This window comes from Kribbella shirazensis, from assembly GCF_011761605.1.
GTDB lineage: Bacteria > Actinomycetota > Actinomycetes > Propionibacteriales > Kribbellaceae > Kribbella > Kribbella shirazensis.
Genome location: NZ_JAASRO010000001.1, coordinates 4,748,598 through 4,761,590 on the forward strand (window position 1 = coordinate 4,748,598; position 12,993 = coordinate 4,761,590).

9 protein-coding genes are annotated in these 12,993 nt (G+C 70.1%); 6 read left to right on the forward strand and 3 right to left on the reverse strand.

Features of this window, described 5'->3' with window-relative positions:
- Positions 1 to 37: 37 nt before the first annotated feature.
- Positions 38 to 3,463 (forward strand): error-prone DNA polymerase, encoded by a 3,426-nt coding sequence (locus tag BJY22_RS22990; protein ID WP_167209979.1) that lies wholly within the window; start codon positions 38 to 40, stop codon positions 3,461 to 3,463.
- Between the two features lie 37 nt (positions 3,464 to 3,500).
- Positions 3,501 to 4,070: a DinB family protein gene (locus BJY22_RS22995; protein WP_167209981.1), complete on the forward strand. Its 570-nt coding sequence runs from the start codon at positions 3,501 to 3,503 to the stop codon at positions 4,068 to 4,070.
- On the opposite strand, the gene BJY22_RS23000 is transcribed toward BJY22_RS22995, so the two are convergent.
- The 3 genes from BJY22_RS23000 to BJY22_RS23010 all read right to left on the reverse strand — a co-directional run bounded on the left by BJY22_RS23000 (position 4,034) and on the right by BJY22_RS23010 (position 9,064).
- Complete coding sequence (locus BJY22_RS23000; protein ID WP_167209983.1) at positions 4,034 to 5,203, reverse strand: FAD-dependent oxidoreductase; 1,170 nt, start codon at positions 5,201 to 5,203, stop codon at positions 4,034 to 4,036. The genes BJY22_RS22995 and BJY22_RS23000 overlap by 37 nt on opposite strands.
- Positions 5,170 to 8,466: a LodA/GoxA family CTQ-dependent oxidase gene (locus BJY22_RS23005; protein WP_167209985.1), complete on the reverse strand. Its 3,297-nt coding sequence runs from the start codon at positions 8,464 to 8,466 to the stop codon at positions 5,170 to 5,172. Before BJY22_RS23005 ends, BJY22_RS23000 begins: the two co-directional genes overlap by 34 nt.
- A gap of 67 nt (positions 8,467 to 8,533) precedes the next feature.
- Positions 8,534 to 9,064 (reverse strand): hypothetical protein, encoded by a 531-nt coding sequence (locus tag BJY22_RS23010; protein ID WP_167209987.1) that lies wholly within the window; start codon positions 9,062 to 9,064, stop codon positions 8,534 to 8,536.
- A 75-nt stretch (positions 9,065 to 9,139) separates the two neighbouring features.
- Here BJY22_RS23010 and BJY22_RS23015 point away from each other — a divergent pair, with 75 nt between their 5' ends.
- From BJY22_RS23015 to BJY22_RS23030, 4 genes are all read left to right on the forward strand, one after another.
- On the forward strand, positions 9,140 to 9,580 hold the full coding sequence (locus BJY22_RS23015; protein ID WP_167209989.1) for an SRPBCC family protein: 441 nt from the start codon (positions 9,140 to 9,142) through the stop codon (positions 9,578 to 9,580).
- A gap of 61 nt (positions 9,581 to 9,641) precedes the next feature.
- Positions 9,642 to 10,679 (forward strand): zinc-binding dehydrogenase, encoded by a 1,038-nt coding sequence (locus BJY22_RS23020; RefSeq protein WP_202891225.1) that lies wholly within the window; start codon positions 9,642 to 9,644, stop codon positions 10,677 to 10,679.
- A gap of 54 nt (positions 10,680 to 10,733) precedes the next feature.
- Positions 10,734 to 11,633, forward strand: a complete 900-nt coding sequence (locus BJY22_RS23025) for a TIGR03619 family F420-dependent LLM class oxidoreductase (RefSeq protein ID WP_167209991.1) — start codon at positions 10,734 to 10,736, stop codon at positions 11,631 to 11,633.
- A gap of 57 nt (positions 11,634 to 11,690) precedes the next feature.
- Complete coding sequence (locus tag BJY22_RS23030) at positions 11,691 to 12,986, forward strand: BNR-4 repeat-containing protein (RefSeq protein ID WP_167209993.1); 1,296 nt, start codon at positions 11,691 to 11,693, stop codon at positions 12,984 to 12,986.
- Positions 12,987 to 12,993 lie beyond the last annotated feature (7 nt).

Genomic DNA, 12,993 nt, shown 5'->3' on the forward strand with positions numbered 1-12,993 from the left:
TTGGAGTGCGTCGAACGCATGTTCTAATATGGTCCTCATGGGCTACAACAATCCGCCGATCAAGTGGTCGGAGCTGGAGCGCAAGCTGTCGGACCGCTCGCGCCCGGGCAGTCACGGCGGCCGCCCGGTGACGGCCGACGGCGGCGACAGTCCCGCCTGGTCCCAGCACCGCGGGCCGTACGTGCCGGAGCCGGTCCGCCGCCCTGAGCACTCGGTGCCGTACGCCGAGCTCCACGTCCACTCGAACTTCTCCTTCCTGGACGGCGCCTCCCAGCCGGAGGACCTGGTCGAGGCCGCCGTCCGGCAGGGGCTGCACGCGCTGGCGCTGACCGATCACGACGGGTTCTACGGCGCGGCGCGGTTCGCCGAGGCCGCGGCGGCGTACTCGCTGCCGACCGTGTTCGGGGCGGAGCTGTCGCTGGACCTGACCGGCCCGCAGAACGGGGTCGCCGATCCGGAGGGCTGCCACCTACTGGTGCTGGCCGAGGGCCAGGAGGGGTATCACAAGCTGGCCGGTGAGATCACCGAGGCGCAATTGAAAGGTGGAGAGAAAGGGAAGCCGGTCTACTCGCTGGAACGGCTGGCTGACAAGGGGCGTGACGCCTGGGTGATTCTGACCGGGTGCCGTAAGGGCCTCGTCCGGCAGGCGCTCGAGCGCGGCGGCCGCGCCGATGGTCCGGCCGCGGCCGGTCGCGAGCTGGACCGGTTGACCGCGCTGTTCGGCAAGGACCGGGTGGTTGTCGAGCTGATCGACCACCACCACCCCGGCGACACCACGCGGAACCGGATCCTGGCCGATCTGGCCGCCCGCCACGGTCTCCCGGTAGTTGCCACGAACAACGTTCATTACGCCACCCCGGCCAAGCACCGGCTGGCGGCCGCGCTGGCCGCCGTACGGGCCCGTCGCGACCTGGACGCGATGGACGGCTGGCTGCCGTCGAGCGGGATGGCGTTCGTGCGCTCCGGCGCGGAGATGACCGCGCGCTTCCGGCGGTACGACGGGGCGGTGGCGCGCTCGGTGACGCTGGCCGACCAGCTCGCGTTCGATCTCGCCCGGGCGAAGCCGAAGCTGCCGCTGCGCGACGTACCGGACGGTCATGACCCGATGTCGTGGCTGCGGGAGTTGACCTTCGCCGGCGCCGCGCGCAGGTACGGGACGCGCGAGCAGCGCCCGGACGCGTACGAGCGGCTGGAGCGGGAGCTGGACGTGATCGAGGAGAAGGGCTTCCCGGGGTACTTCCTGATCGTCGAGGACATCGTCCGGTTCGCGCACGACCACGGGATCCTCTGCCAGGGCAGGGGATCGGCGGCGAACTCGGCGGTCTGCTACGCGCTCGGGATCACCGCGGTGGACAGCATCCTCTACAACCTGCCGTTCGAGCGGTTCCTGGCCACCACCCGCGCCGAGGAGCCGGACATCGACGTCGACTTCGACTCCGGGCGCCGCGAGGAGGTGATCCAGTACGTCTACTCCAAGTACGGCCGGCACAACGCGGCCCAGGTGGCGAACGTGATCTCCTACCGCCCGAAGTCCGCGGTCCGCGACATGGCGAAGGCGCTCGGGTATTCCGTCGGCCAGCAGGACGCGTGGTCGAAACAGGTGGACGGCTGGAGCCCGGAGATCACCTCGACCGAGCACGACATCCCGCCGCAGGTGGTGGCGATGGCGACCGAGCTGCTGAAGTTCCCGCGGCACCTGGGGATCCACTCCGGCGGGATGGTGCTGACCGAGCGCCCGGTCGGGGAGGTGGTGCCGATCGAGCACGCCCGGATGGAGAACCGCACGGTCCTGCAGTGGGACAAGGACGACTGCGCGTGGATGGGGCTGGTGAAGTTCGACCTGCTCGGGCTCGGCATGCTGGCCGCGCTGCAGTACTGCCTGGACATGGTCCGCGAGCAGATCGGGGAGTCGTGGGAGCTGCACACGATCCCGCGGGAGGAGGCCGGGGTCTACGACCAGCTCTGCCGGGCGGACTCGGTGGGTGTGTTCCAGGTCGAGTCCCGCGCGCAGATGGCGACCTTGCCCCGGCTGAAACCGCGCCGGTTCTACGACCTGGTCACCGAGATCGCGCTGATCCGGCCCGGGCCGATCCAGGGCGGCGCCGTGCATCCGTACATCCGCCGCCGGACCGGCGAGGAGCCGGTCACCTACCTGCACCCGAAGCTCCGGCCGGTGCTGGAGCGGACCATGGGCGTGCCGCTGTTCCAGGAGCAGCTGATGCAGATGGCGATGGCGGTCGGCGAGATCGACGGCGACGAGGCCGACCTGCTCCGCCGCGCGATGGGGTCCAAGCGCGGCATCGAGCGGATCTCGTCGCTGAAGGACAAGCTGTACGCCGGGATGGCGAGCAACGGGATCACCGGCGAGCTGGCCGACGAGATCTACGCCAAGATCGAGGCGTTCGCGAACTTCGGGTTCGCCGAGTCGCACTCGATCAGCTTCGCGCTGCTCGTCTACTCCAGCACGTGGCTGCGGCTGCACTATCCGGCCGCGTTCCTGTCGGCGCTGCTGCGGGCGCAGCCGATGGGTTTCTACTCGCCGCAGTCCCTGGTCGCCGATGCCCGCCGCCACGGTGTCGAGGTACGGCGTCCGCACCTGCACCTCTCGGGTGTCGACGCGGGCCTCGAGCTGCTCGTCGAGGGGCAGGAGCTCACCGGGCCGACCGGGATGGACACGTGTCTGGACGACCCGCAGCCGTTGGTGGGTCCGTTCGACCCGAAGGCGCCGTTCGACACCACGGCGCATCGCCGCGACGGCGCGTTCGCGGTCCGGCTCGGGCTGTCCGAAGTACGCACGGTGGGGGAGAAGGGCGCGAAGCTGATCGTCGAGGAGCGGGAGCGGGGCGGGCCGTTCACCGAGATGGCCGACCTAGTCCGGCGGACCGGGATCACCGCGGCGCAGGTCGAGGCGCTGGCGACCGCGGGGGCGTTCGACTGCTTCGGCCTCGATCGGCGGCAGGCGTTGTGGGAAGCGGGCCGGGCCGCCGAGGAACGCCCCGGTCAGCTGGCCGGGATCACCGCGGCCGGTCCGCCGCCGACGCTGCCCGGAATGAGCGACATCGAGGCGGACATGGCCGATCTGTGGTCCACCTCGATCACCACCACCAGCCACCCGATGGAACGCATCCGCGACAAGCTCCGCGCCGAGGGCATCCTGTCCGCCGCCCAGCTCCGCGAGGCCCCGAACGGTGCCCGCGTCCGGGTCGCCGGCGTCGTCACCCACCGCCAGCGCCCCGCCACCGCCTCCGGTGTCACGTTCATGAACCTCGAGGACGAGACCGGCATGGCGAACATCGTCATCACCGTGGGCTGCTGGCACCACCACGCCGCCGTGGCCCGCAACGCCGCCGCCCTCATCATCCGCGGCCGCGTGGAACGAGCCGGCGAAGTCACCAACCTCTCCGCCGAACACCTCCAACGCCTCCCCCTGGCAGCCCGCAGCAAGTCCCGCGACTTCCGCTGACCAATCCACAGCCCTCCCCGGCGGCTACGGTCTGAGGATGGATGTCGACTGGGGTGCCGAGGTAGTTGATCAGATCGAGGCGCACTGGCAAGAGCGGCTCAGACCCCGGCTGGAAGGGCTGACCGACGACGAGTATTTCTGGGAGCCGGTGGCTGACTGCTGGACGGTCAGTCGGCGAGGGCGCAGTTCGGCGCCGATCTCCATCGGGGCGGGCGAGTTCACGATGGACTACGGTGAGCCGCCGTACGAGCGGGAGCCGGTGACGACGATCGCCTGGCGGATGGCGCACCTGATCGGTGGGCTCGCGGCGACGAACGGGAAGCAGTTCGGGCGTACGGCGGTCTCCAAGCAGACGTTCTGCTACGCGGGGACTACTGAGGAGGCGTTGCGGCAGCTTGATGCGGAGTACGGGATGTGGATCGACGGCGTACGCAGGATGGGTACTGCGGGACTCGCGGAGCCTCAGGGGGAGCCGCCTGCGTTCGCCAACGCACCGATGGCGAAGAAGATGCTGTACGGGAACATCGAACTGATCCACCACGGCGCGGAGATCTGCCTACTCCGGGACCTCTACCTGCGCATCGGTTCTGGGGCGGGGCGGTCGTAGCCGAGTTTTCGGCGGGTCCAGAAGGGGGTTGGGTGGGGGAGGGCTGCGTCGTAGTAGTCCGCTCGGGTGGACAGGTAGGTGGTGCACTCGGTGTTTCGGGTGGACTCGTAGGAGGTGACGGGGGTGGCGTCGGCGGGGTGGGTCAGTAGCTGGGCGGCTGTTGTTGCGGCGGCTTCGGCGGTGCGGAGGGCTCGGGGTACGCCGCTACCTGAGATGGGATCGACGGCGAGGGCAGCGTCGCCGACTGCGAACCAGGGGCGGGTGTCGCCGGGCCGGATCAGCCGATGGCTGGCAGCCGAGTACACCCGCGGAGTGGTCGGCAGTCGTGCGCCGTCGACGCGGAGAGCGGTTGCGGTGGTGGATTGGAGGTGGGTGCGCCAAGGCTTCGAGGCGGACAGGTGGTGGTGACGGCAGATGTCGGCGTCGGTCATGAGCATGGCGACCATCGTGTTTCCGGGTAGGGGTGCGGTGTACCACCAGCCGTCGGGCACGGACTCGATCAGCAGGTAGCGCTCGACGGTCACGTCCACGTCGGTCCACTGCGCGGTGATTCCGACCAGACGGTCGATCGCGAACCGGCGTGCGCCCAGGGACCGGCCGATGGTGGCGGAGCGACCAGTGGCATCGATCAGGACGCGGCTGGTGAGACGGCGGCCGCCGGAGCAGGTGAGTTGCCAACTGCCGGACTCGTACCGACAGTTGACGACGGAGGTGCCGAGCGACACCTCCGCCCCGGCGCCGGCCGCCGCGTCGAAGAGCATGCGGTCGAACAGCCGCCGGTCGACGTGCCAACCGCAGCCGTAACCGCTCTCGAGGTGTGAGTGCTCAGCGGGTACGGCGCTGCTCCAGATGCTCCGCGTGCCCCACGACGGCAGCGGATCCAGTGCGCAGTACCGCTCCCACACGCCGAGGTCGCGCAGCAGCGGTTGGAGGCTCGGGGCAAGCGTTTCGCCGACGCGAGGGCGTTCGAAGTGGCTGCGTTCGAGCAGCGCGACGGTGTGACCGGCAAGGGCCAGCCGGCGAGCGGTCGCTGCGCCGGCGGGACCACCGCCGGCCACAACGACGTCGTAAGCCGGGAACTCCCAGGACGCGGGCACGGTCAGTCCCCGGCGCAACCGCAGCCGTGCAGGCACTTGCGGAGTGCTTCCACATCGAACCCGAGCCGCCGCAGCCGCTCGATCAGCCGCCTGTCGATCACCCCGTCCGCGAGCAGACACGACAAGAACTCACAGAACGAGTCGTCACCGGCCGGAGGCGGGGTACTGTCGCCGCCACGCCAGACCGCCGCCGTCACCAGACGTTCACGCGTGAACGGCTCGCCGGCCCGGGTACGGCCACGCGCGCGGACCCGGATCCGGTAGACCCCCGGCATCGTCGTACCGAACCTGCCCGTGAAGTCCCCCGGACCGGCGGCATCGAGGACGACCGTCGTGACGACTCCGTCCGGACGTGTGACGTCGGCCCAGAGGTACGGATCCCCGTCGACGGGTACGCCGGACTGGGTCAGCGTGGCGTTGATCGTCACCTCGGCGCCCGGCTCGAACGATCGCTGGTCGGCCGTGGCACGCAGCGACACGTTCGAGTAGGAGTGCACCACCAGGCTGTAGGGGAGACCGCGCCGCCCCGGCTGGTCGCCGACGGCGGGCTGGTTCGCCACCGCGAAGGCGCGCTGGAACTCGAACGGCCGCTGTTGCGGTGGCGCGGACCGGGGAGCGCGACCACGAAGGATCGACAGGTCGACGCCGTCGGAGTCATCAGCTGTCCTTTCGGTATGAGGCCGCCCGATCGTCAGCAGCGCATGCCAGGTCCCGCCCTGGTCGAAACGATCCGGCCGGAGCTGGATCGGCAGCGTGATCCGGTAGTACGAGACGCCTTCGCCGGTCACGTACCGCATGGCCGGCTCCGCCTGCGCCCGCCACGGTTCGATCAGCAACCCGTTCGGTGTCTGCAGCCGGAAGTCGACGACGTCCGGCCGCGGCGTGAGCAGGACTACGTCGACGCCGGAGTCCGCGTCGGTCAGCTGGAACGGGATGCGGTGTACTGCGCCGACGGTCAGCTCGCCGTCCGGGTCCAGCACCACCTCGGCGTTGCTGATCCCGGCGAGCACCTGCAGGAAGTACTTCTGCAACAGGAACCGGTTGTCGGCAGTGATCGCACCGGTCACCAGCAGGTACCCGCCGTTGTTGCCGGAGATCGTCTGCAGCGCGGGCACGCTGATGTTCTGCGGCTGCCCGAGCCCGACGGCGTACGTCCGCGAATTGATCTGCGCCGCGACGTCGGAGATCCGCCGCGGACTGTTCTCGATCCCGTCGGTGAGTACGACGAGCGACTTCACGTCGTACGGCGAGGCCGCGTCGAGCAGACCGCGTCCTTCGAAGATGCCGTCACCGATCGAGGTCGCGCCCTGCGGATCGAGGCCGGTGCCGTTGATCGTGTCGTGGGTGGCGTTGCGGTTGAGGTCGGACAGCCCACCGGCCCCGAGTTCGAGAACCGGCTGCAGCGCCTGGGCGTCCTGGTTGTAGCGGACGATCCCGACGCCGTCGCCCTCCAGCATCAGGTCGGTGAAGATGTTCGCGGCCTGTTGCAGCGCCACGTGCTTGCTCTGCCCGTCACCACGGTCCTCGCTCATGCTGCCCGAGCGGTCCAGCACGAGCGCGGTCGCTGTCGTCGTCCGCGGAACGGTGTTGCCGGTGACCGTCACCTGCCACGTCTGACCCGAAGCGGCGTCGCGGACCGTGAGCACCTGCGGCGGAATCGACGACGGCGCGGCGCCCGTGCGGTACACGACCCACAGCCGGGCGGTGGCCACCGCGTTCGGCGCGGTCGGGCCGACGGTGACCGACGTCGTGACGGCGACCAGTTGCGGATGTGCCGGCGCACCGCCCGGCGCGTAGTCGAGGGTGATCGCCGCGCTGGGGGACAGCACCTCGAACGTGATCGCCAGCACCGCCTCACGCACCATGCCCATCGGTCCCTGCGGTACGTCGACGAACCGCAACTCCGGTGTGAGCAAGGTGATCGACGCCTCGTCGCAGTGCTCGACCTCGACGTGCTGGGATCCTTGCTCCACAACGAATCCGAGGGTGTGCCACAGCGCCACCATGTCGTCCATGCTGGTGACGTCGCGATCCCAGCGCGCCTGCCCGACGCCGGACGACGGTACGACGTCGTTCGGCCGCGGGACCGGCCACCAGTTGTCGCCGCACGCCTTGAAGTCCGCCTGCCACGGCAACGCCATCGCCTGGCTGATCGCGCCGGCCGTCACCGAGGACGCGAGCCGGAACGCCTCGGCGTACGTCGTCTCGAGGATCGGCCGGTCGCCCGCGGACAGTCCGCCCGCCTCGATGCCGGGGAAGAACGCGCCGCCGACGCAGGCCTCGAGTGCCGCGCGGTCCATGCCGTCCGGAGTCAGATCGGCCTGGGGCGCCGGGACGCCGGTCCAGTCGGCGGTGTAGTTGCCCTGCTGCCAGCGCTGCATGTGCGCGTACTGGATCGGTGTCAGCGCGGAGTCGCCGCCGTTGAGGCGGGGCATGTCGCCGGGCGGTCGCAGCCGGGCGAAGATCGCGTCGACCAGCGGCTGCGACGTCACCGGGTCCGGCCAGCTGTGCGCGCCGAAGATACCTTCCACCCACCGGGTGTCGCGGGCGCGCTGCAGGATCGGATAGACGTCGTTCGTGTACGACGTCGTGGTCGGCGCCGGTGCGAGCCCGAGGTCGACCATCCGTTGCAGGACCCGGTCGTACAGTGTCGTCACGCTGTCCTGATGGGGTGCGAACTTCGGCGGCGCGACGATCACCCAGGCACCCTCGACCGTGGGCGTCGAGTTGTCCGCGCGGAGCGTGATCGTCGCGGACACCGGTCCGTCGGACACGTCGTCGTACCAGCCGGCGTTGCCCCAGAAGCTGCCGATCAGGTTGCCGGCCGGCGAGTCCGCGGCGCCGTGTCCGCCCAGCACCAGCAGGTGGTTGTCGTCGTCGCTGCGGATCTCGCCGAGCGGCACCGTCACCGTCGACTCACCGGAGAAGCTGATCGTGCCGGTGTCGAAGAGCTGCCGCTGGTCCGGCCCGGTCAGCGTGCGCGCGCCGGGGTCGATCGTGAGCTGACCGGACGGCTCGCTGTTGCCGCGGTTCGGGTGCGCGGCCTTGGCGTTCACCAGGTGCACGGTCCACGAGATCTCGGCCGTGGCGTCGGTCAGCTCGTCGACGCTGCCGTCGTCGTGGTGCGCGAAGATCCGGAACCGTGCCGCCTGCCGCTTGACGCGGCACTGCGCGTCCTTGAATCCCCCCGGTGGTTCCGGCCGCTCGCCGATGCGCTCCGGTCCGACGAAGAACTCGTCCGGACTGTTCCCGACCCGGGCGATGCCGATCGCCGGATGAATCTTGTACGTCGTCGCCATGTTCTCCCCCTGAATCCGGACCCCTTACCGGTCGGAGTCCGGGGAAGCGCGCCAGATACACCGGGCGTCAGGTCGAGCGCGGCGACCGGTCCAGCATCCGGCGCAGCCGGCGGAGTACCTGATCGGTGAAGAGGCCGGCCAGGCAGCCGGTCAGCACGAGGACGGCGACCGCGGCACTCGACGTGGTCTCGTCGCCGATGCTGAGCAGGCCGGTGTTGACGGCGATCACCGAGACCGAGCCGAGCAGTGCGGACCACAGCGGTCGCATGAGGTACCAGGCGACCTGGTGAGCCGGTCCCGCGCCGCGGGCGAACGCCATGCTCTGCTGGATCACGCTGCCGACCGCCCCGGCGGCGGAGCCGACGATGAGCAGGCTCATGTTCAGCGTGACCGGCAGGTGCACAACAGAGCGACTCGCGACCTCGTGCGGCGCGGCGGCCTCCTGCGCCGCCACGAGTCGTTCCGCAAGGCCGTACGCCGCGATGAGACAGGCCAGGGTGATGACGGCCTCGGTGATGTTGATCGTGATGATCGCGCGCCGGTGGGAGCGTCGTACTGCGCTGCGCCGCCTCCGCTGTGGTTCGACTGTGTTGCTCATACCAGTTCCTCCCCTTACCCGGCGGAGCCACTAGCGGGCTGCCGCGATACACGTACAGTCGACGTAGGAGGCGTTATGGCTGTCGACGTGCTGACGGAGACTGTGATCGAGCGGCCGGTCGAGGTTGTGGCGGCGTACGCCGGGGATCCGTCGAACGCGCCGGAGTGGTACTCGAACATCGAGTCGGTCAAGTGGCTGACGGAGCCTCCGGTCGGTGTGGGATCGCGGATGGACTTCGTCGCGCACTTCCTCGGCCGGCGGCTCGCGTACACGTACGAGGTCGTCGAACTGGTCGCGGGCCGGCGGTTGGTGATGCGGACGGCGCAGGGGCCGTTCCCGATGGAGACGAGTTACGAATGGGTGCCGGCGGGGGAGGCGGCCACCCGGATGACCTTGCGGAACCGCGGCGAGCCGACTGGGTTCGCCGGGGTCGCGGCGCCGTTGATGGCCGCGGCGATGCGGCGGGCCAACACGAAGGATCTGGCCCGGTTGAAGGGTTTGCTCGAGTCACGGTGAGACGGACGTCCCGGGTCGCCGACTCCCCGATATTCTCGGGCGGACAGCGATTTCCAGGACGGTGGCCGACGTGTACGCCTGTGTGGTGCATGCCGCGGGTGATCTGCGGATCGAGGAACGTGACGCCGTCGCGCCGGGGGCGGGGCAGGTCGCGGTGCGGATCGCGTACGGCGGGATCTGCGGGTCGGACCTGCACTACTACCGCGAGGGCGGCGTCGGCGACTTCCGGATCCGGCAGCCGTTGGTGCTCGGCCATGAGGTGGTCGGACGGATCAGCCACGGTACGGACGGGCTCGCGGAGGGTACGCCGGTGGGGATCCACCCGGCGACACCGTGCGGCTCGTGTGCCGAATGCCTCCGGGACCGGCGGAACATCTGTGCCTACAGCAACTATCTCGGCAGCGCGGCGCGGGACCCGCACATCCAGGGCGGGTTCGTCCAGGAGCTGATCATCCCGGCCGACCAGGTGCGGGTGTTGCCGGCAGGGCTCGAGCTGCGGACCGCCGTACTCGCAGAGCCGTTGTCGGTGGCGATCCACGCTGTGCGGCAAGCCGGCGTGGGTGCTGTGGACGGGAAGCGCGTGCTGGTCACCGGCGCGGGACCGATCGGGCTGCTCGCGGTGGCGGCGTTGCGGCAGGCGGGCGCCGCGGAGGTCGTCGTCAGCGATCTGCACGAGACTCCGCTGAAGCTCGCCACCCAGGTCGGCGCGACGCACACGGTCCGCGTCGGTGACGCGGAGTGGCCCGACGAGATCGACGTCGCCATCGAGGCATCCGGGACGGCGGGCGGCCTGCGGACCTGTCTGGAACGGGTACGCCGCGGCGGTACCGTCGTCCAGGTCGGGTCGCTGCCCGGCGGCGACACGGCGTTCGCCGGGAACGTGCTGATGACCCGCGAGCTCACGCTGACCGGTGCGTTCCGGTTCGACCACGAGTTCGATACCGCGATCGAGTGGCTGGCCGGTGGGCTGTACGTCGAGCCGATCGTCACGCACACGTTCCCGCTCGCCGACGCGCAGACCGCTTTCGACCTCGCCGGCGACCGCACCAGCGCGTCGAAGGTGCTGCTCGACCTCAGCGCCGTCGGTCATCACCCGTGAAAGCGAACTGAAAGTGCGGCAGGGTTGGGTGGTGACGACGAGAGGGGTTCCGCGATGAAGCTGGGTCTGGGGTTGCCGACGTCCGGAGTCGGTACGAGCGTGGCAGCGATCGCCGAGGCCGCCGAGGAGGCGGAACGGATCGGGCTGGACTCGATCTGGACGTTCGAGCGGCTGCTGAGTCCGGTCGACGGCGCGATCGGCATCGGCGGCACCGAACCGACACCGCTGCCGGAGAGCTACCGCAGCGTGTACGACCCACTCGAGACCCTGGCGTACGTCGCCGCGCGCACCAGCACGATCGCACTGGGGACGAGCGTGCTGGATGTCCTGCTGCACAGTCCGATCGTGCTGGGCCGGCGGCTGGCGACCCTCGACCAGTTGTGCGGCGGCCGGCTGCTCGCCGGACTCGGTGTGGGCTGGATGGTGGCCGAGTTCGATGCGGCCGGGGTGCCGACCGAACGACGCGGGGCGCGGCTGGAGGAGCACATCACCGCGATGCGCGCGGTCTGGGGCCCGGACCCGGTCGCGCACGACGGCGCGTTCTACACGATCGCACCGTCGTACGCCGGTCCGAAGCCGGTCGCTCCGGGCGGCGTCGCGGTACTGGCCGGGGCGATGGCCCCGGCGGCGGTCGAGCGCGCCGGGCGCCTCGGGCTCGGGCTGAACCCGATCATGATGACCTGGGAGATGTTCGAAGGATCGGTCGCCGCCTTCCGCGACGCCGCCGCGAAGGCCGGACACGACGCGGCGTCGCTGCCGGTCGTGGTCCGGGTCAACGGCGAGGTCACTGCCTCGCCGGTCGACGACCGGCAGCCGCTGACCGGCAGCGTGGAGCAGGTCGTCGAGGATCTCGCCCGGGTCGCGCGATCCGGCGTGGACCATGTGCTGTGGGGTCCGGGGGACGACGTCGACCAGCAGCTCGAGCTGATGGCGGAACTGCGGCGTTCGATCTGACCACATGCTGGCAAGCGCTTACCTGGAGCGGTGGGTTTGCTGACAGACTGAGTGACCATGGATGCGGCTCGGGTGATCAACGACAACGGTGCTTGGTGCTGGTTCCAGGATGAGCGGGCGGTGGTCGACCCGGACGGTGGTGTGCTCGTCGTCGGGTCGATCGCGGCGCCCGAAGGGCCGGGCAGGGACGGCCGGGCGGGCAACGTCGAGCTGACCGTCGTCGACCTGCGGTCCGGCGCGGTCGAGGTCGTCGTACTGCACGAGCGCTTCGAGGCCGACGACCACGACGTACCGGCGTTGTGGCGGCGGCGCGACGGACGCTGGCTGGCCGTCTACACCAAGCACAAGACCGACGACCTGACCCGCTGGCGCGTGAGCGAGCCGGGCGACCCGCGGAAATGGGGTCCGGAGCAGACGTTCGACTGGAGCGAGTTCACCGGCGGACGTGGCGTCACGTACTCGAACCTGCACGAGCTCGACGGTCGGCTGTACTGCTTCGCGCGAGCGGTGAACGACGACCCGTGCGCTCTCGTGTCCGACGACGAGGGTGACACGTGGACGTACGCCGGGAAGCTCTTCACCCGCCCGAAGATCGGCTACGTCAACGGCTACACCCGCTATGTGTCCACCGGGAAACGCATCGACCTGATCACGACCGACCACCACCCGCGCGACTACAACAACTCGATCTACCACGGCTACCTGGAGGCCGGCGCGCTGCACCGCGCCGACGGGACTGTCGTGGACGAGATCGCCCTCGATGCCGACGCGCCCTCGCAGGTGGAGCTCACCACGATCCTCGCTGCCGACTCGGTCTGGGACGGCGAAGCGATGACGCACTGCTGGACGGTCGACATCCGCCGCGGCGACGACGGCACGCTCGCCGCGATCCTGCTCGCCCGCTGCGACACCCCGGACAACCCCGAGGAAGCCTTCGAGCACCTGCACCCGGTGCCGGACCACCGCTTCTTCTATGCACGCCTCGCGCCGGGCGGGACCTGGCAGGTGCGCCAACTGGCCAAGGCCGGTCACGGCCTGCTGCCGCATGAGAACGACTACACCGGTCTGGTCGCGATCGACCCGTACGACCTCGACTCGCTCTACGTCTCCACACCGATCGACCCGCGCGACGGCGCCGCCCTGGATCACCACGAGATCTTCCATGCCCGTACGGCGGACAGCGGGGCGCGCTGGACGTGGACGCCGATCACCGAGAACTCCACCGTCGACAACCTCCGCCCGATCGTCGCGCCCGGCGACCCGGGGCGGATCCCGCTGCTCTGGTTCCGCGGCGAGATGACCGCGTCCCAGCACTACGCCTGCGAGGTCGTCCTCCTCGACCGCCCCAGGTGACGACTAG